Annotated in this window: 20 protein-coding genes; 8 read left to right on the top strand and 12 right to left on the bottom strand. The window is 42.9% G+C overall.

Features of this window, described 5'->3' with window-relative positions; genetic code table 11:
• Positions 1 to 98 precede the first annotated feature (98 nt).
• The 12 genes from T491_RS16840 to T491_RS0100330 all read right to left on the bottom strand — a co-directional run bounded on the left by T491_RS16840 (position 99) and on the right by T491_RS0100330 (position 10,762).
• The gene (locus T491_RS16840) at positions 99 to 962 is read right to left on the bottom strand and encodes a glycosyltransferase family 2 protein (RefSeq protein ID WP_028902115.1); all 864 of its coding nucleotides are present in this window, start codon (positions 960 to 962) and stop codon (positions 99 to 101) included.
• Positions 959 to 1,942, bottom strand: coding sequence for a nitroreductase family protein (locus T491_RS0100375; protein ID WP_028902114.1), 984 nt, complete (start codon positions 1,940 to 1,942; stop codon positions 959 to 961). The genes T491_RS16840 and T491_RS0100375 overlap by 4 nt, the downstream gene beginning before the upstream one ends.
• Positions 1,943 to 1,955: 13 nt before the next feature.
• Positions 1,956 to 2,705, bottom strand: a complete 750-nt coding sequence (locus T491_RS0100370; protein ID WP_028902113.1) for a glycosyltransferase domain-containing protein — start codon at positions 2,703 to 2,705, stop codon at positions 1,956 to 1,958.
• 5 nt (positions 2,706 to 2,710) lie between these two features.
• Entirely contained in the window at positions 2,711 to 3,730 is a 1,020-nt protein-coding gene (locus T491_RS0100365) for an acyltransferase family protein (RefSeq protein WP_028902112.1), read from the bottom strand.
• Positions 3,712 to 4,929, bottom strand: coding sequence for an O-antigen ligase (locus T491_RS0100360; protein WP_028902111.1), 1,218 nt, complete (start codon positions 4,927 to 4,929; stop codon positions 3,712 to 3,714). The genes T491_RS0100365 and T491_RS0100360 overlap by 19 nt, the downstream gene beginning before the upstream one ends.
• Positions 4,930 to 4,932: 3 nt before the next feature.
• Positions 4,933 to 5,880 (bottom strand): ATP-grasp fold amidoligase family protein, encoded by a 948-nt coding sequence (locus T491_RS0100355; RefSeq protein WP_036915011.1) that lies wholly within the window; start codon positions 5,878 to 5,880, stop codon positions 4,933 to 4,935.
• Positions 5,877 to 6,452, bottom strand: coding sequence for a serine O-acetyltransferase (locus T491_RS17540; protein WP_028902109.1), 576 nt, complete (start codon positions 6,450 to 6,452; stop codon positions 5,877 to 5,879). The genes T491_RS0100355 and T491_RS17540 overlap by 4 nt, the downstream gene beginning before the upstream one ends.
• A gap of 6 nt (positions 6,453 to 6,458) precedes the next feature.
• Entirely contained in the window at positions 6,459 to 7,514 is a 1,056-nt protein-coding gene (locus tag T491_RS0100345; protein WP_028902108.1) for a polysaccharide pyruvyl transferase family protein, read from the bottom strand.
• Positions 7,511 to 9,049, bottom strand: a complete 1,539-nt coding sequence (locus T491_RS0100340; RefSeq protein WP_028902107.1) for a lipopolysaccharide biosynthesis protein — start codon at positions 9,047 to 9,049, stop codon at positions 7,511 to 7,513. Before T491_RS0100340 ends, T491_RS0100345 begins: the two co-directional genes overlap by 4 nt.
• 160 nt (positions 9,050 to 9,209) lie before the next feature.
• Positions 9,210 to 9,530: a DUF4886 domain-containing protein gene (locus T491_RS17535; protein WP_369699732.1), complete on the bottom strand. Its 321-nt coding sequence runs from the start codon at positions 9,528 to 9,530 to the stop codon at positions 9,210 to 9,212.
• Between the two features lie 208 nt (positions 9,531 to 9,738).
• A complete protein-coding gene (locus T491_RS15310; RefSeq protein WP_051522880.1) occupies positions 9,739 to 9,975 on the bottom strand; it encodes a hypothetical protein in 237 nt (78 codons plus the stop codon).
• Between the two features lie 115 nt (positions 9,976 to 10,090).
• Complete coding sequence (locus tag T491_RS0100330; protein WP_028902106.1) at positions 10,091 to 10,762, bottom strand: transcription termination/antitermination NusG family protein; 672 nt, start codon at positions 10,760 to 10,762, stop codon at positions 10,091 to 10,093.
• Between the two features lie 194 nt (positions 10,763 to 10,956).
• On the opposite strand from T491_RS0100330, the gene T491_RS15305 reads away from it, so the two are divergent.
• The 8 genes from T491_RS15305 (at position 10,957) to T491_RS0100290 (ending at position 23,388) form a co-directional block, all read left to right on the top strand.
• Positions 10,957 to 11,628, top strand: a complete 672-nt coding sequence (locus tag T491_RS15305; RefSeq protein ID WP_051522879.1) for a GDSL-type esterase/lipase family protein — start codon at positions 10,957 to 10,959, stop codon at positions 11,626 to 11,628.
• 169 nt (positions 11,629 to 11,797) lie between these two features.
• Entirely contained in the window at positions 11,798 to 12,340 is a 543-nt protein-coding gene (locus T491_RS0100320) for an RNA polymerase sigma factor (protein WP_028902105.1), read from the top strand.
• A 70-nt stretch (positions 12,341 to 12,410) separates the two neighbouring features.
• Positions 12,411 to 13,343, top strand: coding sequence for a FecR family protein (locus T491_RS15300; protein ID WP_051522878.1), 933 nt, complete (start codon positions 12,411 to 12,413; stop codon positions 13,341 to 13,343).
• 74 nt (positions 13,344 to 13,417) lie between these two features.
• Positions 13,418 to 14,929 carry a DUF4832 domain-containing protein gene (locus T491_RS15295; RefSeq protein WP_051522877.1) on the top strand — a complete coding sequence of 504 codons (1,512 nt, stop codon included), beginning with the start codon at positions 13,418 to 13,420 and terminating at the stop codon, positions 14,927 to 14,929.
• 30 nt (positions 14,930 to 14,959) lie between these two features.
• Complete coding sequence (locus T491_RS0100305; RefSeq protein WP_051522876.1) at positions 14,960 to 18,358, top strand: TonB-dependent receptor; 3,399 nt, start codon at positions 14,960 to 14,962, stop codon at positions 18,356 to 18,358.
• Between the two features lie 12 nt (positions 18,359 to 18,370).
• Complete coding sequence (locus tag T491_RS0100300; protein ID WP_028902103.1) at positions 18,371 to 20,089, top strand: RagB/SusD family nutrient uptake outer membrane protein; 1,719 nt, start codon at positions 18,371 to 18,373, stop codon at positions 20,087 to 20,089.
• Positions 20,090 to 20,127: 38 nt separating this feature from the next.
• Positions 20,128 to 21,753, top strand: coding sequence for a SusE domain-containing protein (locus T491_RS0100295; protein ID WP_028902102.1), 1,626 nt, complete (start codon positions 20,128 to 20,130; stop codon positions 21,751 to 21,753).
• 27 nt (positions 21,754 to 21,780) lie between these two features.
• Entirely contained in the window at positions 21,781 to 23,388 is a 1,608-nt protein-coding gene (locus tag T491_RS0100290; RefSeq protein WP_028902101.1) for a hypothetical protein, read from the top strand.
• The last annotated feature ends 3 nt before the right edge of the window (positions 23,389 to 23,391 follow it).

Here is a 23,391-nt window from a genome sequence, read left to right as displayed (position 1 = left end):
TTGTAGGCCCAAGCGGCGTCGTGTATCGGAGGCGATGGAAATACAGTCCTATACGACATAATAGACGGTATATTATACTCAGCTGTATAAATGCAGTCTTAATTCCATCTATTTGGCATAATCCACTTCCAACATAGCATAAAAAACAGACGGGATTTGCTTATATGAAATGGAAGATTATTCATACACCCGAATTTAATTTCAAATACGTTAAAAACACGAAGAGGATTTTTCAGAACTTTGCGTGCGACAGTTCCCTGACCTTCGTTAGTGATCTTTTGGAAGGAAGTAACATTCTTACTGTGTTGTCGATACTTTATAAGTGGCTTTGACACATAGCCCACCTTTCCATATTTGGCACAAACGAACACTACAAGGCGATCATGCAAGCCACGCTCAGCGGGATATGCTTTGCCCGAGAGTGCCAATCGGCGCGCCTCATTATTAAACATCATTGTGCAACCTAGAGCTGCTTGACGGTAAACGGCATAGCGATAAACATCACGAGCATCTTCGGGGTTACGATGGTTCGATTTCCATAGAGAATCAGCTGTAACATTCATGTTTTCATCTGTAATGATGGCATCTGTAAAGACTACACTGGCAGTTTTTTCATGACCAGTAGTGTCCAGTTCCTGCATCTTATGCAGGGTTTCCTCTATCTTCGTAGGCAACCAAATATCATCTTGGTCGCAGTACATATAGTAATCGGCCTCTGTATGTTCCAACAACCACATAAACGATTGCCCGCAACCCAAATTGTTTCCGTCACGATCTACTCTAAAAATCTTATTCGGAAATCTTCTAGCGTAATCGTCCACTATTTCACTTGTGCCGTCAGCAGATCCATCTACCCTAATATATAGTTTAAAGTTCTGACAAGTCTGTATCATTAACGAATCTATTTGTTCGCTAACGTATTTTGCACCATTATATGCAGACAGAAGTATTGCTATCATCATTTATTGACGTTTACATTATGAATAATTGTTTCGGGCTTCATCCTATGACTAATCGGCACGGCATAGCTACGCTTCAAGTTTCCTATTCCCAAACAGCAAATAACTTGCTCGTCATGCGCAATACCTATCTTATCATAACTTTTCTGTCTTTTCGAATTGTACAACAATTGCCTTTGAATAAAACATGCTCCAATATTATACACTTCAAGAGCCAACGACAGATATGCTGCAAAAATAGAAGAGCTGACTATCCATTGATGCATTTCCGACTGACGATAAGCACTTATTTTGCCAGTGATAAAAAGTATTTTGTCTATCCTATCTGTGAAACCGCCAATTCCATCAAACCAGCCATCTAACAAATTAAAATCTATTTTGTTTACTATATACAAACCGAATCCCTGACGATTACATGCACTGGGGCAGTGCAAAGCCAATTCAATAGCCTTTCTAAGGGCTTCACTATCAACAGCCCCATCAGCAAAATCGCGCACAGAGTGACGGTTATAGAACAATTTTGAAAAAAAAGTTTGCTCTTGATCTGTATAGTATTGATGTTCGACCATAATTGTTCCTCCGTAAACAATCGAACTATCCTGAGGACTTTTTTTCCTTTTCTCATTCAATTCCAATGCTCTTCCTCGAATATTCTCTATGGTGGAATTACAAAAATTCCTTTCTTCATGAAATCTGAGGTAAGAATCTAAGGCATCCAAAAACATCATGACTGGTTCGTCTGTTAACTCGCCATATTTGAGATACTCTTCTACTAATCTAAGTGCAGCGAGTATCTTTAACGTTCCAAAACCTAATCGGACATTTTCTAGCGACATGTCTTTCTCTATGCTATGTGTATTTCGCAATAGTTCTCCTACTATCTTGTTTTTCTTGTATATTGAACCATGGAGCACATTGGAAATAAACCAATGGCTCTTTACAATAGTCCACCAATAAGCAATTGTTTGTTTACAAAATATCATATCTGTCTATAATTTATCGTAATATTAAAGAAGCAACAGGTTTCCTTATTCCTGAACGTAGTTTGATGTAAGTATTCCACATTCCTTCCCTATGTGAATGCTTCACAAGACGCATACAGTCACAGTTACGAGCATTATGTTGTTCATCTATGAGGTAATTGGGCTTAAAAATACATTTCCAATACACATACATCAAACTAAACTGGTCTCGGTGAGAATAGGCGTTGTATTCCTGCCACCATGCATTCGAAATATTGACCACAAAAGGGTCATTATGCCGGCGCAAAATGACATTGTTCTCATAAAGGCCATAATGCTCTGGGAAACCTTCTTCACGCAGATGTTGCATTTGACGGCGAGCTTCTCTCAATGAGACTTTTCCTAAGCGATATGCTATGCGAATATCCTGATAGACACTGTCACGAAATGTGTTAGGAACTTGAGCTATTTGGACATTCTCTTTGATACGCTCTTCTATTTTGTTGTATATATATGATGATGTTATCTGTATGTTTGCGTCGATATAGAGACTATAATCGTATTCTGCCAACACTTTGTGTGGCAGAAGTTTGGGGAACCGTGATGTACGAGTATTATCACCCTTAGCGTCACGATATGGGATGTCTCTCAACTCCCATATACCCGCTCGTTGAGACATAGGATTATCGCAGAAACAAACATAGTCATAACTTTCATCCGTTGCAAGTGGCTGCAACAGTTTGTCATAACCTCCTACGAGTACCGTGTATATCACTTTTTTCATATTCCTCAAAACTTACCGATCATAAATCTCAAGTATTTGGTATTTACGACATAGGCCACAGCACCACATGCAACTATCGACAGTAAAAAACCAAATAGAATAATAAGAAATGCTATAATTATTGGTGTATCGTGAGATAGAAATCTGGCAGAACACAAAAAGGAAACATGAAGAGTATAGCCTTGGAGGCAATAAATGGTGAGACTATTCTTGCCAAAATATTCCAACAGGGGACACGAACTGATATACCTGCATAAGGTAACTATCATTAAACTACCAGATACAGAAATAACCAAAAATGGGATTAACGTAATGGGATTCATATTTGTTATTTTGCCCGCTATAAATGGAATTGCGTAGTTTGAGTCAGCATCTATATTATTTTTGCTCGACAGAAATATCACTAACCCAAATGTTAAAGCATACAAAATAAAGATTGTCCAGAAATGATTAAACTGATATCCTATCTTTTTCAGATGACTTCCTAAACCAATGAACGGCATCAACATCATACCATGATACATTCTCCAAAATTCTATTCCTGGACTTAGATTATATAAGATAAGACCTATGAAGAAAGACAAGCACAAGCAAAGATAATAAGGAATCCCTTTTGTATAATGGTGAACAAACCAGAATAGTAATCTTCCCACAAATAAAGCAGGTAAGAACCAAAAGTTCCCTCCCTTTATGAACACCGCATTCATCAATGTGCTCAGCGATTCTGCGTTGAATCTCATCTTGAGCAAGAAAAAAAATATAGTAAAAGTAATGCCCGGTAATGCAATCGTCCGGAAAGACGAAATAAAAATTTCTTTGAAAGATTTGTTGAAACTGCTACAATAGCCCGTCAAAACAAAAAATGCGGGCATAAGAAGAGGAATATATGAAATTGTAAACTTGCGTAAATAATCTAATACGACATGGTCAACAGAAGCATACACCAGAGGTATATGCGCAAGGAGAACCAAAAGAATCATGATTCCCTTTGATATATCAATATAACCTAATCTCTCTTTCGCCATTGTCTCATGCTTGTTGATAATCTTTTTGCATGCTTATTGTTTTTATTAATATCCGTATTGTAAGCCATACAGTAACCTAAAACTATATTGGAGTAAAGCGTAAACTGGTCGTATGACATGGAGAACATCGATTTCAATAGGAAAAATACAAATAACATCCATAAAGCTGTCTTTACAAGAATATCGGATTTACATTTCAAACAAAGTTGCAAGAATGTTAACCAGAAAAAAACATATATCGATAATCCTAATACACCTTGGTTGATGGCTATCTCCAACCAGTCGTTGTGAGCATATAAACCGTAAAGGAAAAGTGTTTCAAAGGCTCCGCCGCCAAAAAGGAACTGCTTTGTTGTTGTCGAATCCAGAAAGTAATACCAGAAGAACTCATAAATAAAGTCACGCCCACTGGAATTACCCTCCATAGTTTTATCTACACGCTCTACGAAATATTCGCTGCTCTGAAACATCCAGTCAAGAGCAAAGTAAGCAACTAAAGCTGCAACAATTAGTAGAATATAAGCCTTGTAGTTCTTTCTTCGGTTATCATGCTTGAGCATGAAGAAGAAATAGATACTCATTGATAGGCCAGCACATATTATTGCCCCACGTTTCACGCAAAATAGTATTAAAAATAGCATTAGCCACATAAGCATTTGCTGACGTATAGTCCGGTATTTATAAAAAACCATTAGAGGCAGAATGGTAAGAATTTCATAACCATAATTGACCGTTGCCTCGTCAGCCTCCTTTGCAGCAAGAGCGGAATTACGTTGTTTTATAAAACTCAGGATTATTAAAGCAACAAATGGGAAAAGGTAGCTAAGCATAAATCGCTTAGTTATATATCCCTTCATGGAGAAATAATAAAAGGCAAATATTGGCATCAACGAAAGGGCAATCTTACGGAAGTAAATGATGCCTGTTATATTGAAGCCATGTTTCTCGTTATATATGATTCTGCCTTCCATTAGTGCCAGGACAGTATAGGCGAAGAAAAGAGTTAAAAGAAGGGTAACGCCCCGAACAAACAATGGCTTGGCATAGGAACTAAAAAGAACCTTCGCCATATATACTGCTGACCATGCTACGATGATGAGTTCCATAGAACCCAAACTAGACTTACCCATGATGGTCATGGTTAGCAGATATAACATGTAGAAGCCAATATAAAGCTTCGCCGCAGTACGATTTCCCATCCGTTATGCCTTTGCGTCAATTATAATCATGTCACCTAATCTGCCATTCCATTCTTGCGGACGAAATACGCCTCTGCCTGACAATGGAAAGAAAGTGATTTCACCGAAGTAAATTTTTCCGTCTATGTTGTAGAAGTCTATTCTGACAAAAGGAGAACGTATGTCAGTCGCAATCTTGTCAGCCATATCTACCATTAGGGAATAGTTATGTGGCGCATTTTGTGACTGTGGCACATTTTGTGACTGTGGCGCATTTTGCGCAGAACTTACTAGTCCCACAAATGGCTGATGTCGCCATTGGCGGTCATAAAAATCAATTGTCTCGTTTGTTGAGCGATCTGCTATTACTTGGCAGTATTCTGCTCGTCCATTAAAACAGTAGAACTTGTAGTCTGTCAAGTCACTATTAGGTTTCTGTTTTTCAACGAGCAATGGTTCAGCAAGGATTCGTGGTTTTACGTTCTTATAAGGCCATTCACGAGTTTGCCAAAAGAAGTTGCGCTTTAGCGAACTAGCCAGTTTCCTTTTAGTAGCGATAACATCTAATTTGTTTTTGTCTCGGCATATAACAAGACCTGCACTGTCATGTGTGCATTTCAAAACAAACTGCTGCGGGAGTTTGTTGAAATCGATGTCTTCTACTCTGTCATAGACAGCTATAATAGGGTTGATATAATCTTCTCCGATGATTGATGCTACGTATTTCTTTGCCTCAACCTTATCAACCATGCATGAAAACTCTGGTCGGTGGTTATGCAACTTCAACCATTGCAACTTTTCAGAAAATGTCCTTGGATGTTCCAAATCCAACGGACTATCCATATAGAGTCTCCACTTCAATTTCAAAAATGTTGCGTCATTCTTGATAAAAGGTGCAAATCTGTAGAGTATGAATTCTTTCAGTTTTAGTGGATTCTTGAAGTGGACAATAATTTTGTGTATAATGTTCATTCCTTTTCTTCCTTATATTTCAGGACCTTTGCTGGTATTCCACCAACAATGCAGTTGTCTGGCACATCCTTCGTTACTACAGCATTGGGAGCAACAAACACATTGCTGCCTATCGTAATTCTTCCAAAAGCCATTGAACCTGGCCCAAAAGCTACATGGTCGCCTATTGTGGGACGATTGGCTTCACCATCTTTAGTGCCAATAATTACTCCTGCATTAAAACCACAATAGTTGCCACATTTCTTTGGACGGATACGAGCTCCTCCACCACCAGAGAGATGCATGATTCTCAATCCATAGCCACAGACATTTGGATCAAGGCGTACGCTGTATTTTAATCCCAAACGGGACTGTTTAAGCCTATAATAATGACATAGCAGTTTATGGTATAGACTATTTTTGCTATTGTTCAAATGGTACTCACGTTTACGTAAGCATTTTATATATCTGAAAATGCATGCTGCATCAGAACCAGAAACAAGAAGAATATAATATCCTATGCCTTTGGGCACATGATTTCGCTTACGGTCTTCTTCCAAATAGAAGCGCAGATCAGCCTTTGTCTTAATCATACTATTTTAAATGTTTATTTCTTTCTTAATCAGGTTTATCGATGTTTCCTGTACCTCCTTATAGATATTTGATTTCTTAACCGTATTCTGTTTTTCCAGCAATATTGAGATTTGATCAGCAGACTCAAAATATCTATCTCTCTCATGATAGAGGTTTAGGAAACTGGTTATCTTATTTTTACCCTCATTATGGACTGCAAAAGGTTTCTCAAATACTAACGAAAGAGCACATCCGTGAAAAGTATTTGTAATAACTGCAGTAGCATGCAGAAAATAGGAAACCATATTGCGTGGATCCTGGTTTTTCGACATATCACACCATTTCCTCACATATGGCATGGATACAACCTTGAGATTATGACTCGAAGCGTATGAAATGATAGCATTTTGTATTTCGGTAGAGATGTCCCCAAAATAATAAAGAAGCAAATAAGGCACACTAATATCAATTGTCTGATATAGTGGAGCATAGTCGGATTTGTCAAGCAAAAGAGTCGGATCTGTCACTATTTTTGCCTCTCTTCCAGCTACTCCCTCTACCAAATCCTTTGTGTATGCATCTCTCACCAAGATGGTTGAGAGGTGTTGCAAGCCATACTTTTCCACGACAGAATTGAATATGTCAGCTGAAGTGTTTGCCGCAGAAACTGCATAGCTAAACACCTTCTTCCCTTCAAAGCTACTACCAAGAAATATAGCTGCATGACTGCGGAAATAGGATTTATCAAAATTCCATATCGTATCGCTACCTAGAATGACATATTCTGTTTGATTATAGAAACTAGAATTCTTGTCGTATATTGAGAATCGTTTAAGAAGATGATTAAAAGTAAACCATACGCTAAGTTCATTGATAGCCTCAGCGAACTTGAAACTTTGTATTTTTTTTATGCATCTAGCAATCACTATTCTTTTGCTATGTGATGACTCACTGTCTTTACGCTTGTAAAAACCCACATTAAGCCCCAACTTTGTCAGAATAGCATGCATGGCGAAAGCTTGTAGAAAGCTTCCACTGTTTTGCGAGTTATAAACTGTAACTATAAGTGCTTTTTTCTTCATCTCCTGTGAAAAATTTTCTTCTTGACTATTGATAAGACATATTTTCGTTCACCTTTTTCCATCCCTAATAATGATACCGTTGTTAATACAGAGACTAAACTAAGTATCACTACGATAGTACAAGACAGAAGTCCATTAGGTCGTGAATAATAATGGACTAATGCTGGTATGACAAAGGATACAACAGTAACAAGCAGGCACGTAACCAACACTTTATAAATGTATGTCACAACAGGGAATTGTGGTATAAGATATTTAATGATGGCCAAACGAATAAAAATGCATATCACAGAAATAACCAGTGATACCCAAAACACAGTCAATGGAGGAAAACCCATATGCAGAAACACGTATGATATGGGTATGTTGAGTATGTTCATCATACCAACGACAGACTGATAGAGAGCGACACGACCTGTCGCATGCGTTGCTGTCATGATGGGATGCTCCATGGATCCGATAGCCGAAATGACAATGATGAGACGTGAGAATTCTACGACATAGTCTGGTACCTGCCCCAGCCACAGAGCTACTATATATGGAGTTTCCAACAAAAGAGGTACAGAGAACAGAAGATTAAGATAAAATGAATATCGGCTACTACGGAATACAAGCTGAAACATGTTTGTCAGGTCATCCTGAGCATAATACTTTGTTATTTGTGGACGAACGGCTGTATAAAAATTCTGACTGAATTGCGAGATGGCATTGCTTACCTGAAAAGCGATACCACGGGCGGCATTTACTGCTGGTGTGAAGAACATATTGAGCAAAATATTCAATCCTTGCCCCTTTACAAGTGCAGAAAGTGAGCCGAAAAGGTTCCAACCTGAATATGACAACATTTTGCGAAAAAGTAATCCGTCACGATATATACGGAAGTGACACTCAACAAAATGCCGTTTGCAATAGATGCTGTAGATAAGGCGTATAGACACAGATACGCACAACATCAGTAAACCGTAAGTAGCCAAGTGGTCTGATGGCACCACAAAAAGTGCATATACAACAATGAGACGTAGGATTACCTCGACAATACTAACATAAGCGAAAAATGACATGCGCTCATGAGCAATAATAACGGCATTGTAGGGTTGTGCCATCATCTCCACCACCAATGACGCAATAGTGAATTGATAAACCCAGTTGGCTGCAGTCATGCGCTCGTCAGGGATAACAAGTTGAGTATTGAGGAACCATAACCCAATGGTTTCCGCCGCTACAACAAAAAACAGACAAATGAAAGCATAGATCATGATACTCACACAATAGGTCTTGTGCAACTCTTCATAGTCACCTCGTCCTAACTCGTATGTGATGAAACGGGTGGTGGCTGCCGACATAGAGCCTTTTAAAAAGCCCATCATAGACACGACGCCTCCCACAACATTGTAGATGCCAAAGTCCTCTACACCAAGAACCTTCAGGATAACACGACTGGTGTACAGAGTTACAGCCATAATAAGGAACATCCTGATATAGAGCATCAAGGTGTTCTTCGCTATCCTTTTATTGTTCTCAACAATCTTTTCCATCTAATCTATCGTCAATCGCTACTTCCCAACTAATTCGCTATGACCTTCTTGATTTTATTATCACTCATACGAATCATGTTCAAGCACCTCTGAGGATGGCCTATTCTACGGCCTTGCATATCGTAGATGATAGCTCCTGACGAATCATTAACTACGCCATTTACTGCAGAAGTGTAATCTTCAGGATTTTGGCAATGATACATACCTTTGTTGCCAAATAGACCGCCTCCTGAGCTATGAGGGCATTTTTATCCGTCACATTAACTGGTGGATACTTCGACTTTTTATCAGATACATCTATACGGGCAGAATTACCTACTACCGAAATACCACAACGCGGTGCAATGAGTGATTCATAATAGCAACAGGCTACCGTATATTCCGCCAGTCCATATCCACAATGAGTCCCGTCACGTGTCAAATCATATTCATTATTAAGTGAACTCGATCTTAGAATGTACCCAAAACCGTATCCTGACAAGGAACACCCAACAACCGATAAATACTGCTTCCGAGATGTTCGGAGAAGCAACTATTGGAATAGGATTGTTCATTGGGACGCGACGTGACATTGGGCGGAAACTTGAGAATCCACGACTCGCCCTGAAACAGAACGGCTATTTTCTTACCGTTTGCTCCATTATAAGCCCTAACAGGGATGCGGGGGCATGATGTAAAATCAATGGCTGTCATACGTCTTTATGCCATAGGTATTTGTCACGCAGATACTGTGCATGCTCGTGGGTAATGGCCTGATCGTCGATTTCAGCACCATTGATGCTCCCATACAACTCGCACCACAGGCAGTCAATCAACGTGCTACCTGTGCGGAGTCCTTCCTTATACGCATCCAAATCGTGCTGAAGATAGGCCGGCAAACCACATTCCCAAGCCCGCTGACGTTGTATCTTGCCTATTTTATCCATTCTTTTTACTTTTCGAAGACCAGACCTTGCTACGAACTTCCTACGACCTTCCTTCTCCCTTGCTACAATTTTTGGCTTTTTTGGCTCGGTCTATGCTACGCCTATGCTACGCAAACTAATCTCCCTCGACCTTTTCGAGAAAATATGGTGGGATATAGGCGGTGGTGATGCCGGATTGCAGGCCTTGGATGTGGATGACCACACGCTTCTGGCGGGCAACACGGGCGACACGACCTATGATACCCTCGAAGGGGCCGGCGGTGACACGTACCAGCTCGTCGGACACAAAATGGCAGGTTTTCAAATCTACCTCCATTACATGCTCGTCGAGCAAAGCCGTGGCCTTGACTAAGGGCTCCATATCCCTGCAACTAACTGTCAACGGCGGGTTATAGCCGTTCACGTCAGTCACGAAATGATTATAATAATAGGTAATGAACTTCGACATAACAGAACTCTTGACATACTTTTCAGCCTCTTCCGCCGTCATATAGGCAAAAAGAAGATTCATGAAAGGAAAGAGTTTTCGCTGCTTTTTGCCCGTCTCCCTGTTTCGAACGTCTTTCCACACTTTAGCCAGATAGACGTAGGTGCCGTCTTCGATCATAGCATCGGCTACTGCCTGAGCTTGACCATACTTGATACGGAGAACAAACCATTTTTTGTTATCATCAGGGATATATCCTACCGACACCCCGGTTTTTGAGTTTATGACTTCGGGGAGGGCATAGGAGGTAAGTCCTAAGCTATTTTTATCCTTGATATTAGCATTATCCAACGCGTTCATATCGGACTAAAAACCGTATTCTGGTTAATAATAACGGCGACAAAAGTACAACTTTTTTGTTAATTTCAGCAGATTTCATCGATTTTTTTCGCAATTTCTCATAAAAAACTGCGATAAAACAATTAAAAAGTAAATATACGACCTATTGGTTTCTTTTTTATTTGCGACTCTTATAAAAAGAGTATTGTATAATCATGCAAAAACGACTTTATATATTGATGCTGCTTCTGCTGACTGGCATGTTCACTTATGCCGGGCAGCAGAAACGTTTCACCGTCATGGGATTCGGCGATTCCATTACCGAAGGCGGTGAGAACTTCTCTTCCTACCTCTATCCTTTATGGGAAAGACTCATTGCAGCTGGCTATGAGTTCGACTTCATCGGTCCTAACAAAAGCGAATGTGAGATAGGTAAGCTTGCAAATAGTGGTTTCAGAGGAAAACCAGTAGAATATCTGGACCAGATAACCGATAGTATCTACAGGGAATATCCTGCCGACTTCGTATTGATACATGCAGGACATAATCATCACATTGACCAGAATCCCGTCAAGGGAATCATACAGAGTTACCGCTCTATCATCCAGAAGATTCTGACTATCAACCCTCAAGCACATATCTTCCTCGCCACCGTAACAGAGAGCGGGAAACTGCCCAAATATGGTTATATCCCCAAGCTTAACACAGAGATTAAAAGGTTTGTCAAAGCACTCAAAAACAAACAGGTTATACTGGTTGACCAGAATGCCACGCACGATTGGCGAACCATGACAATAGAAGACAAGGTGCATCCTAACCAATTGGGGCGCGAACGTATGGCAGAGGTATGGTTTAACGCCATGAAACCCTACTTAGAGGCGTTTTAATGGGCTCATTCTGAAGAAAAGCACGCCCATAATACTAAAAAAACAAAAAATTACTTGTTTAACCTATAGTATTTTTATATATTTGCGACATTATCTGTAGAAGGTAATGAGGAGAAATCTCCTATGTAAGGAAAAACTTTGATTTGCCCACATCTAAATGACCAGAATAATGGAAGACCTATCTCGAGAGCTGTTACTAATTGCAAATGGTAATGAGCTTGCTTTTAACGAATTCATGAACCGATACATGGAAGGATTATACTACCATGCATTCGGTATTTTGTCGAATAAGGAGATGGCAGAAGAGGTGGTGAGCGATGTCTTTCTGGAAGCCTGGCGCAATCGCAAGATACTATCCGAGATAGACAACATGAAGACGTGGCTCAACACAATTGCTTTTCGCAAGGCTGTATCTTACTTAAGGAAAGAAAAGAACAGCACAAAAGTTGTCTCGATCGACAGCCTGAACAACTTTAACTTCCCTGAAACTGAAACGCCTGTTGATGGCATTATTAATAATGAAGAGGTTAAAGCCCTACATGCAGCCATAGAAGAATTGCCTCCCAAGTGTAAGCATGTTTTTTTCCTCGCTAAGATTGAGCAGTTGCCCTATGCACAGATTGCCAAAGTACTCGACCTTTCACTGGCAACGGTAAACTACCACATAAGTGCTGCCATGACAGCCTTGAGAAAGAAAATGTCGTCAGGATAGAAAAAAAACGAGGTACGACCTATATATATCCCAATAAATTGCGTCTTACAATATAGAACCCTGTATAAACATGGAAGAAGATTTAAAAACATATCAATACGGAGAAAGCCTGGAGGACTGTAAAATCAAGTCGTTCGTGGAAGACTCCAAACCCAAACAGCATATGGATATAGCAGCCATCAAGCAGAAGACGTTTCAGAAGATTCATGAGGAAGAGCGTAAAAACAAACGCCGCCGCATGACGACCATCGCTGCCGCAGCAGCGAGTCTGTTGCTGATTGTTGGTTTTGGTATTGGTCGCCTGACAACTGCCGACCATGAGCTGAACCACCAGTTAGCTGCTCTTTCCAAGAAAACCGAGACAGAGGTGATGCAGATGATAAAGGTACCCGTAGGCGAGAAAGCGACCATCATTCTGGCTGATGGTACCAAGGTGGTAGCCAACTCGCGCACAGAACTGCTCTACCCTAAGAACTTCAAAGGTGACACGCGCGAGGTGACCGTTCATGGCGAGGCCTACTTTGAAGTAGCTCACGACACAGAACATCCGTTTATAGTGAAGGCCAACAAGTTCAATGTCAAGGTACTGGGCACCCGATTCAACATCTCAAGTTACGATGCCACGACATCGAACGTGGTATTAGTACAAGGTAGTGTTGAACTGACGACACAGAATACAGACGTGGTACGCATGAAGCCCTCAGATAAGGTAGATATCAGCGATGGTGCCATCACTCAGAAAACACAGGTTGATCCTGATGATTATATCAGTTGGATGAATGGCGTTATCAACCTACACGGAGAAACAGTAAGACAAATAACCCAACGGCTCAGTCAGCACTATGGTGTGAAGATTGTTTGCGATGCAGGTGGCGACACGCCGCTCTATGGAAAGTTATCCATCCAAGGCGCACTTACTGATATACTCAATGTGATCAACAACATGGCCGGCGTTAAGACGGTAGAAAAAGATCACGTAATACATCTCGTTTCAAAGAACTAACATATCTGATTTTACATTAACATCTGGTACATCCCTTCAATGGGTAAGGGGACCTTATATTCAATTATTATAATATGACTCTAAACAAAACAACACTCTTAAGTAGCATTTTGCTTGCTGTTGCTTCCACATCCATCAAGGCAAAGGATGTGACGGTAAGCATCATGCCCGATACGGTAACTGTGCTCCGCAATCCACTGAACGGATGGGTGATGTATCTGGGGCGCAACTGGGATGAGCAGTTCTGGACCAACCAAGGCTATGATGCCATGCCAGCAGACCATCACAAAACCACAGTAAAAGTATCGGACTATGCTAACACCTGCTACATACGCACCAGCTGGCGTTCGTTTGAACCGGAAGAGGGACAATATATCTGGAAGAATCCTCATTCCCGACTGATGAAGCTGCTACGTAGTTGTCTTGACCGCCACATGAAATTAGCATTCCGCATTGTGGTTGACAGCCGCGACCAAGGTCAGAACACACCTCTTTATGTAAAAGAGGCTGGTGCCAAAGGGTTTCAGGACCCCAACAACCCTCAGAACTGGAGCCCCTACCCCGACGATGCTGTTTTCCAAGAGAAATATGCCAAGTTTCTGAAAGCTTTCGCTACTGAATTCAACGATCCTGACAAGGTGGATTTCATTGATGCCTTCGGATTGGGCAAATGGGGCGAAGCACATGGTCTGATTTATGAAGACTACCAGAACAAGGGAAAAGTCTACAAGTGGATCACAGATTTGTACGCACGTACGTTCACACGTATTCCATTAATCATCAACTACCATCGTCTGGTTGCCGACACCGTGAGTTGGGCTGCACCCAACCCCAATAGCCGTCGCATGCTGGAAGAAGCTATCCAGAAGGGATACAGTCTTCGCCACGATGCCTTTGGGATGACAGGCTATTATCAGGATTGGGAAAAAGAGTTTGCAAAAAAATGGAACTTCAAGCGCCCTATCATCATGGAAGGCGGATGGATTACAGGGGCTCATCATCGCTACTGGATAGATCCCAGCAATGCCTACCGGCAGGGCCATTCAGAAGACGTGCGAAGAGGCGAATACACCTTAAGTGGCGAGGCGCATGTGAACATGATGGACCTCCGTGTGGGCGACGAGACGCATTCCTGGTTTAACACAGCCTTCGACCTTGTGAAAAAGTTTGTTCATGAAGGTGGATACAGACTATATCCCTGTACACTGACAATGCCTGATCAGGCCAAGCGCAATGAGACAGTACTCATCCAACACACTTGGCGAAACATCGGCTGGGGCTATTGTCCTACCAATATTCCGCAATGGCATCAGAAATACAAGGTGGGAATAGCATTAAAGGCCCCCAATGACCGAATTGTAAAAACCATTGTTGTAACCGATTCCGACCTCTCGACATGGCTGAAAGGCAATGACACTACATATACAACCTCCGTATCGCTTGACGGGGTAGAAAAAGGCAAATACATCTGGCTCATCGGACTGGTTGATACGACCAAGGGCAATCAGCCAGGCCTACAGATGGCGGTTGCAGCCGACAAACAATTTAACGGCTGGCTGAAAGCTGGAACAGTGACAATCAAATAGAATATTATCCATTTAACAAAATATTAGTTTATGAACCTAACATCATTTTCAGTTATCACCAGAAGATCTACAAAAACCATCTTGCTGGCTGGACTGATGACCATTCCCTCTTTTTCTATTCAAGCCTCTGACATTTCAATGACAGAGAAGAATGGTTTTTATGTCCTTAAAGTTGATCAATCAACAGTTAAACAAGTATTCGATTACATTGAACGCAATAGCAAGTATGTATTCGTTTACGACAAACAGGTAAAAAGTCTCCTTGGAAGTAAAGTGAGCGTTGAAACCAAGGGAAGAAGTATTGAGGCAATTCTTGCTGATGTGTGTAGCCAAGTAGGCCTATCTTATCGCATCAACAACCGACAGGTCTCTATCACGGCAGGGGCGAAAACTGCCAGCAACCAAGCGCAGCCGAAGAAAGGAACAACCAAAGTCAGCGGAACCATCAAAGACGCAAACGGCGAACCACTCATCGGTGCAACCATCAAAATAAAGGGTACTAATCAAGCAACTGTTACCGATTTCGATGGCAACTACAGCATTGACGTTCCTCTGGGAGCTGATCTTGAAATCAGCTACATCGGATTCATCGACCAGCACATACACGTAAGCAACAAAGCAAACTACAATATCATACTCGAAGAGAGTGCCAACAATCTGGAAGAGCTCGTTGTGATTGGTTATGGTTCCGTTAAGAAAAAGGACCTGACTGGTGCTGTTGCCGCCGTTAAAGGAGATGAACTGGTAAACAAACGCACCACCATGCTTTCGAGTGCTTTACAGGGAACCCTCTCGGGTGTCACCGTTAACCGCACAAACGGTTCACCTGGCTCAGGTGCCAGCAGCATCCGTGTACGTGGTATCACGACCATTGGCGAGAGCAGTCCTTTGATTATTGTTGATGGTGTCGAGGGCACCCTTGATTATGTAAACGCCAACGATGTAGAGAGCATCTCTGTATTGAAGGATGCTGCAGCAGCCAGTATCTATGGTTCGAAAGCTGCTGCCGGCGTGATCCTTGTCACCACCAAACGTGGAAATGATACAGGCAAACTTGACTTGAAATACACCGCAGAGTTCGGATGGGAGATACCGACCCGCCAGCCAAGTATGGTAGGTGTCACCCGTTACTTAGAGATGAATAACGAGTTGATGTATAACGACAATCCTTCAGGAGGTTTCTTCCAAGTTTATACTGCCGACCAGGTCAAAAACTGGGTAAAATACAACGCTACCGATCCCAACAACTATCCTATCACCGACTGGCAGGGGATGATGCTGAAGAACAGCGCCTCACGAATGACCCACACTCTGAGCGTATCGGGCGGCAATAAAGCTGTAAAATCAATCGCAACACTGTCGTACGATGAGGTTGGCGGACTGTATCAGGGACGTGGTTTCCAGCGTTATATGTTCCGCTCAAACAACGACTTCAAAATCAATGAGAAGCTGAGTGCCCAACTCGATGTAAACATCCGTCATGCCAAGAGCAAAGGAACAAACTACACCCCATTCAGCGACATGCGTAAGATGCCAGCCATCTACCCTGCCCTGTGGGATGATGGTCGCATAGCATCAGGTAAGAGTGGCGCTAATCCATATGGACTGCTGACCACAACAGGCAGTTCGATTTCTCACAGCACCCAGATAGCTGGTAAAGGCCAACTCACTTATAAGCCATTCAAGGGGTTGAGTCTTTCTGCCATTGTCTCTCCGTTTATCAACTATCAGAAGTCAAAGGCATTCCGCTTAGCATCATGGTACACCTTGATGGATGATCCGGAAACCATAGGTGGCTATCTGGATGGCGGTTCACTCTATGCAACCAATAAGCTGACCGAAGGACGTAATGACAACTGGCATGTAACCAGTCAGCTGCTGGCCAACTATATACGCAGTTTCGGCAAACATGATATCACTCTCATGGGAGGTTTTGAGAATTACTATATGAAGAGCGAAAGCCTCACTGCTGCTCGCGACCAGTATGAACTGACCAACTATCCATACCTGAATATCGGTTCTGAGGATTTCCAGACCAACAGCGGCTCTGGTTCCAAATATACCTCGAACTCATTCTTTGGTCGTCTGCTCTACTCTTACGCCAACCGCTATCTCCTTCAGGCCAATGTCCGACATGATGGCAGTTCGCGATTCGCCAAGAATTACCGCTGGGGAACCTTCCCTTCATTCTCTGCCGGCTGGGTCATCTCTGAAGAGCCTTTCATGCAGAAGGCAAACATCAACTGGCTATCATTCCTGAAGCTTCGTGCTTCATGGGGTAAGTTAGGTAATGAGCGTATCGGTAGCAACTACTATCCATACATCGCCTTGATGTCATTCGGAAACAGTCTGTTCTACAATGCTGATGGATCAGTTACATCAAGCAAGACAGCCCGTCCTGGCGTATTAGCCGTTGAAGACATCTCATGGGAAACAACCACCAGCACTGATTTAGGCTTTGATGCCAACTTCTTCAACAACCGTCTGCACTTCAATTTCGACTATTATTGGAAGAAGACCACCGACATGCTGTTGGCTATTGAGATACCCTACTCTATGGGCTACAGCAATCCAAGCACCAACGCAGGAAAGATGTCGACACATGGTTACGATATCGATGTAACCTGGCAGGACAAGATTGGCGAATTCCGCTACAGCATCAGTCTGAACTTCTCAGACTATCTGTCAAGAATCGACTATCTGAACAACGCCGATATCATTAGCGGCAGCACTATCAAGCGTGCAGGCATTCTCTATAACGAATACTATGGTTATATCTGCGATGGTATCTACCAGACACAGGAAGAGGTGAACAATTCAGCCACCACCAGTACTACTGTCACCGTAGGCGATTTGAAGTATCGCGATATCAGCGGTCCTGACGGCGTTCCTGATGGAAAGATCTCGCCAGAGTACGACCGTGTACCTCTGGGCAATTCACTGCCACGCTATCAATATGGTGGCAACATCAATGGTTCCTGGAGAGGATTCGACTTCAATATTGCCTTCCAGGGCATTGGCAAGCAGAACGCATATCTGTCAACAGTTCAGATTCAGCCACTACGTGACAACTATGGAAATATACCTGCCATCATTGAGGGGAAATACTGGAGTGCATTCAACACCGATGCAGAGAACGCAGCAGCCAGCTACCCACGCTTATCAAACGTATCAAAGAACAACAACTACGCCACATCATCATTCTGGATGTTCAATGGCTCTTACTTCCGTTTGAAGAATCTTACTATAGGTTATACACTTCCACAGCAGTGGACAAACGCTATCGGTATCAACAAGACACGTTTCTACGTCAGCGGATCGGATATCTTCTGCATCAGCAACTTCCCCAAAGGATGGGATCCAGAGATGGGTGCAACGGATTATCCTATCACAACTTCTTTGATCTTAGGTGTACAAGTAAACTTCTAAATACGACAAACAATGAAAACAAAGATATTTTTAGCAGGCATCTGCCTTGCAATGGCATCTTGTGAGAGCATGGACCTGGTGCCAGACTATCAGGGTAATACCGCCTCATGGTATACCTCAGAGACCGAACTGCAGTTGGCAGCGAATGAGTTCTACATCCTTGGCTACTGGCAGGAGCCACTCAACTCGTCAGAGCAGTGGAGCGACAATACAACCTATCGTCTTCAGAACCGTAACCCAGGTAGTAACGGAACTATCCTCGACGGCACCATGAATGGTCAGCAATGGGAAGTTTATTCACTCTGGCAGCAGAGCTATAAGTTGATTGCCCGTTGCAACACCATGTTAGAGAACATCCACAAGGCCGAAGGTAAGGTGAACGCACAAGTCAAGAACCGCTATGCTGGTGAAGCTTATTTCTGTCGTGCTTGCAAGTACGCCGATCTGCTATTCTTCTATGGCGATATACCATATCTCGAAAGGACAGAGACCATTTCTGAGGCAGAAAGTCAAGGACGCATGCCCAAGGCTGAAGTGAAAGAAAAGACATACGCCGATTTCGATAAAGCCATCGAATATCTTCCTGTTGAGTATGGTCTTAATCAAACCATCCATGCCACCCGTGGTGCAGCCATGGCTATGAAAGCCCGTTTTGCGCTCTACATGGGCGATTACGACATTGCCGCACAAGCTGCCAAAGCATGTATGGACCTGGGCATTTACTCACTGGAACCCGACTTTGCAAAACTCTTCAAACAGAGTACCAAGATTAATCCTGAGAAGGTATTCGTCATACCACGCTCTATAGAGAACAATGTGATACTTGACAATTGGATTGTCAAGAACGGATTACCACGCAATGCCAATGGCTATGGTTCGTACAACCCTTCATGGGATCTGCTTGCAGCCTATCTCTGTACCGACGGTCTGCCCATCGACGAATCTCCCCTATTCAATCCTCAGAAGCCTTTCGAGAATCGTGACCCACGCTGCGCCATGACTATCGTGGAGTTCAATACCGAACATTGCGGTTTCGAATATGATCCAAGTCCAGCAGCGAAACAGGTTATGAACTATACAACTGGTAAGATGCAGTCGAACAACGACTCACGTATCGTCAACCAGTATGCTTCATACACAGGCTTACTATGGAAGAAAGGCATTGATGCCACCTGGATGGAAAACGGTCTGAAAGTTGAACAGGACTATATCATCATGCGTTATGCAGATGTATTGCTCATCTATGCAGAGGCCATGATTGAACAGAATAAGATTGACGACAGTGTGCTGAAGGCCATCAACATGGTGCGCTCACGTGCCTATGGTGTTAGCTATAACCAAACCGACGCCTATCCAGCTGTAACTGCAACAAGCCAAGCAGCCTTGCGTAAGGCAGTCCGTATCGAACGCCGTATGGAGTTTGCCATGGAGAATCAGCGTCTACAGGACCTGATGCGTTGGAAGTTAGCCTCAAAAGCGCTGAACGGCTATAACTACATCATGCTTCAACCACAGGATTTATTGAACGATGTAGTGAATAAAGGTCTCTGGTTCTGGGCAATTACACCACAGATTGATGAAGACGGACTGGCAGATTTCTCTGCGCTCCTTAATGGCGGTTATTGCACTACCGGGGCCAAACGCATCTTCCCTGATCGTGAATACCTATGGCCCATCCCAACGCACGACATGGAACTGAATCCAAACCTCACCAATAATGAAGGTTATTAAACAGGGTATTAATTTCATTTAGCAACTGATGAATCATTATGAAAACTAAGAATATTATCAAAACACTTACGGTTACAGCCATGGTCTCTATGACCATGCTGTCAACCTCTTGCAGTGACACTATTGACAACCTGTACTCGAAGAATAAATCGGAAATACAGTTGAATATCTCGAGCGACTACATCAAACTTGATGAAAGTAATCCCGACGCAACGGCATTAACCATTGACTGGGACGCAGCTCACAATTTCGGTGAGGATTATATCACTACCTACAAATACGAATTCCAGCTGATAGGTTCAAAAGCTGACGAGCTCAAGGAATATGAGGACGACGGTAAATTCCAGCGTACTTATACCAATAAGGAACTTCAGGATATCCTGGTGAATCATTTCGGATTAACGACCTCTACGGTGGGTAATGTGCTTGTCACAGTTACAGCCACATTCGAGGGACCGAAACTGATCGTACCGGATATCTCAACCGTCTATCTGAAGATCAAGACCTATGGTCCCAAACAGTTCAAGGCAGACAAACTGTACATCGCAGGTAGCGCCGTTGGCGAAGATAAATTGGAACTGACTGCCAACGAGACCTCGCCAGAGCTCTATGTATGGAACGGAGCTCTGAACCCTGGTAAGGTATTCTTCCCTGTTACTAATGCTGATGAGCAAAACGCTATTGGTCCAGCAACAGCGGATGAGCCCGTTACGACGTCCGACATGGAAGCCATCATCAGCGATGAGGCAACAACTAATTCTTGGGTCGTAAGCAAGGCGGGAAACTACCGTGTTACAGTTAACATGAATACCCACAAGGTAAAGATTGTTGAAGAAGGCGCCGTAGTAGAAGTCGATCAGATGTATATGGCTGGTTCGGCTATTGGAGCAGGCCAAATTGAACTGGCCCAGACCCTTGAAAACGAAAACGTATATGCCTGGCGTGGTGAGCTGGCTGCAGGAAATCTCTATATTCCAGTGTCATTTGACGGTGCACAGGAAGTGTCGATTGTACCTCAGGACGCTAATAGTCACGACATCCAAGATGGCGAACCTACCGCATTCGGACAAGCTGCCACATCAACAGCGCTGTCAAAGCGTTACTGGACTATTCCCGCTGCCGGAACTTACCGCATAGTTGTCAACACCAATGAGAAGACAATTGCCATCTATTCGGCAGCCACCGACATGCAACCAAAGCAAGTTAGCTGGAATAACACAACACTCAAAATCAATCCTTATGTACAGGAGGTCAACGTTCTCTATATGTATGGTACTTTCAACAGTTTTGCCCATGATGAAGGCGTGTTTACTGGTTTCCAATCAAAATACAACCTCATCCAGAGCGCTGCCAATCCATACGTATTCGTTTACAAAGGCGATCCACTGCCACGTGAGACAGCCAAGGACGAACGTAGTAATGACGTAAAGGCTGCCGTGAAGTTCTGTACCGATAATCAGAACAACAACATCTATGCCTACGGTTCGACCGCAAGCGCCAAACGTAACGACCACAACGGATATGTAGAGGCACAGTTAGGCAAATCAGAAACACTTGTTGCAGGTCAGGGCGACAACCGTTATGCCTACTTCGTCATTCCTGAGGGTTGCAACTATGTAGAAGTGAACATCGACAAACTCACCGTCGTATTTGATCAGAAATAATCATCTTTAAATCATAGAAAAAGAACAATGCATAATAATTTCAAAAGCAAGTTGACAACATGGTCAATGGTCCTTTTAACCTCACTGCCCATCATTGGAACCTCGTGTTCCAGTGATAAGGTAGCTGAGACCTCAACAAACAATTGGAATATATCTGGTAACACTATTGTAAATATCAAGCCAGAATACAACAAGCTACTTCGCAATCCACTTCAGGGCTGGAACATCTATACAGGTCTTGGCGATGGACTCATTAGTGATTTCTGGGAGAAGTATGATCATTTCGAGTCACGCATCGGTCAGGTAAAAGTTTCCGATTATGGAACTACACTCTACATCCGCGGTGCATGGAGTTACTTTAATCCAGAGGAGGATAAGTATATCTGGGACGAAAATAACAACGACATCTATGCACAACGCTTCCGTATGCTTGCAGAAGGTGCCAAACAGCGCAACCTGAAGTTGGCATTTACATTTGTCGTTGACAGCCGTGACAAACATGAGTTCTTTACCCCCCAGTTTGTTAAGGATGCAGGCGCCAAATGCTATGAAACAGTTACTGGTACAATGAAAGTATGGTCCCCCTACCCTGACGATCCTATTTTCCAGCAGAAGTATGAGAAGTTTCTCAGAGCATTCGCTGCCAAATACAACGACCCCGACGTCACAGCCTATGTCAGCGGTTTCGGCTTAGGCAAGTGGGGAGAGACCCATTCACTGATCTACTCTACTGGCGACGAGAGTCCTAAACAAGCTGTTTTCGACTGGATTACCGACCTGATGTCGAGCCTCTTCACCAAAGTGCCTATCTTCATTAACTACCACCGTTGCCTTCTTTCTACCAAGGAGTATCAGAGTTCGCCAAGTGATGATTCTAAGCGTCTCATCACTGAGGCTGTCAACAAGGGATTCTCTCTGCGTCACGACGCATTTGGTATGAAGACCTACTATAGCACGTGGGAACGTGGCATCGCCGCTAAGTTCTACGGTATTCGCCCCATCATCGAAGAAGGCGGCTGGGTAGAGTCTTCACATGGTAATTCTATCAAAGGAGATGGCTATGCAAACTTCGCCGAAGTCCGCAAAGGCGAATTCGACGAAGGCAAAGTAGCCCATGTTAATATGATGGATCTTCGTTACTCAAGTTCAGTTAAGACAGGAGAGACGCATTCATGGTTCAACGATGGTTTCACCTACCTCAACGAGTTTATCTCGGAAGGCGGCTACCGTCTATATCCCGACAAGGTATCCATTCCACAGTCGGCCAACATCGGTTCCAAGGTACAGATTACACACCGTTGGTCAAACCTTGGTTGGGGCTATTGTCCCAATAACATTCCACAGTGGAACTATAAGTATAAAGTAGCATTTGCCTTACTCGACAAGAATACTCAGAAACCTGTCCAGACATTTGTTGACGAGACACCAAAGATTTCGGATTGGTTGCATGGTAACCCACAGACATACACCTCCGATTTCTCATTACAGAGTGTATCAGCAGGTAGCTACACGTGGGCTGTAGGTATTATCGACTCATCAAAAGGTAATGATGTGATTGGTTTGAACCTCTCCGTACGCGACGATGATCTGACGCCAGAAGGATGGGTTAAACTCTCTGATGTAACCATTAAATAGTTT

This window comes from Prevotella sp. P6B4, assembly GCF_000619985.1.
Lineage (GTDB): Bacteria > Bacteroidota > Bacteroidia > Bacteroidales > Bacteroidaceae > Prevotella.
The sequence above is the reverse complement of the archived record's forward strand: the minus strand, read 5'-3'. Positions and strand labels throughout refer to the sequence as shown.

What these genes read in the sequence shown, in the direction of transcription:
- T491_RS16840 (WP_028902115.1), bottom strand. Translation starts at nt 962, where the DNA reads ATGATGATAGCAATACTTCTGTCTGCATATAATGGTGCAAAATACGTT.
- T491_RS0100375 (WP_028902114.1), bottom strand. Translation starts at nt 1,942, where the DNA reads ATGATATTTTGTAAACAAACAATTGCTTATTGGTGGACTATTGTAAAG.
- T491_RS0100370 (WP_028902113.1), bottom strand. Translation starts at nt 2,705, where the DNA reads ATGAAAAAAGTGATATACACGGTACTCGTAGGAGGTTATGACAAACTG.
- T491_RS0100365 (WP_028902112.1), bottom strand. Translation starts at nt 3,730, where the DNA reads ATGGCGAAAGAGAGATTAGGTTATATTGATATATCAAAGGGAATCATG.
- T491_RS0100360 (WP_028902111.1), bottom strand. Translation starts at nt 4,929, where the DNA reads ATGGGAAATCGTACTGCGGCGAAGCTTTATATTGGCTTCTACATGTTA.
- T491_RS0100355 (WP_036915011.1), bottom strand. Translation starts at nt 5,880, where the DNA reads ATGAACATTATACACAAAATTATTGTCCACTTCAAGAATCCACTAAAA.
- T491_RS17540 (WP_028902109.1), bottom strand. Translation starts at nt 6,452, where the DNA reads ATGATTAAGACAAAGGCTGATCTGCGCTTCTATTTGGAAGAAGACCGT.
- T491_RS0100345 (WP_028902108.1), bottom strand. Translation starts at nt 7,514, where the DNA reads ATGAAGAAAAAAGCACTTATAGTTACAGTTTATAACTCGCAAAACAGT.
- T491_RS0100340 (WP_028902107.1), bottom strand. Translation starts at nt 9,049, where the DNA reads ATGGAAAAGATTGTTGAGAACAATAAAAGGATAGCGAAGAACACCTTG.
- T491_RS15310 (WP_051522880.1), bottom strand. Translation starts at nt 9,975, where the DNA reads ATGGATAAAATAGGCAAGATACAACGTCAGCGGGCTTGGGAATGTGGT.
- T491_RS0100330 (WP_028902106.1), bottom strand. Translation starts at nt 10,762, where the DNA reads ATGAACGCGTTGGATAATGCTAATATCAAGGATAAAAATAGCTTAGGA.
- T491_RS15305 (WP_051522879.1), top strand. Translation starts at nt 10,957, where the DNA reads ATGCAAAAACGACTTTATATATTGATGCTGCTTCTGCTGACTGGCATG.
- T491_RS0100320 (WP_028902105.1), top strand. Translation starts at nt 11,798, where the DNA reads ATGGAAGACCTATCTCGAGAGCTGTTACTAATTGCAAATGGTAATGAG.
- T491_RS15300 (WP_051522878.1), top strand. Translation starts at nt 12,411, where the DNA reads ATGGAAGAAGATTTAAAAACATATCAATACGGAGAAAGCCTGGAGGAC.
- T491_RS15295 (WP_051522877.1), top strand. Translation starts at nt 13,418, where the DNA reads ATGACTCTAAACAAAACAACACTCTTAAGTAGCATTTTGCTTGCTGTT.
- T491_RS0100305 (WP_051522876.1), top strand. Translation starts at nt 14,960, where the DNA reads ATGAACCTAACATCATTTTCAGTTATCACCAGAAGATCTACAAAAACC.
- T491_RS0100300 (WP_028902103.1), top strand. Translation starts at nt 18,371, where the DNA reads ATGAAAACAAAGATATTTTTAGCAGGCATCTGCCTTGCAATGGCATCT.
- T491_RS0100295 (WP_028902102.1), top strand. Translation starts at nt 20,128, where the DNA reads ATGAAAACTAAGAATATTATCAAAACACTTACGGTTACAGCCATGGTC.
- T491_RS0100290 (WP_028902101.1), top strand. Translation starts at nt 21,781, where the DNA reads ATGCATAATAATTTCAAAAGCAAGTTGACAACATGGTCAATGGTCCTT.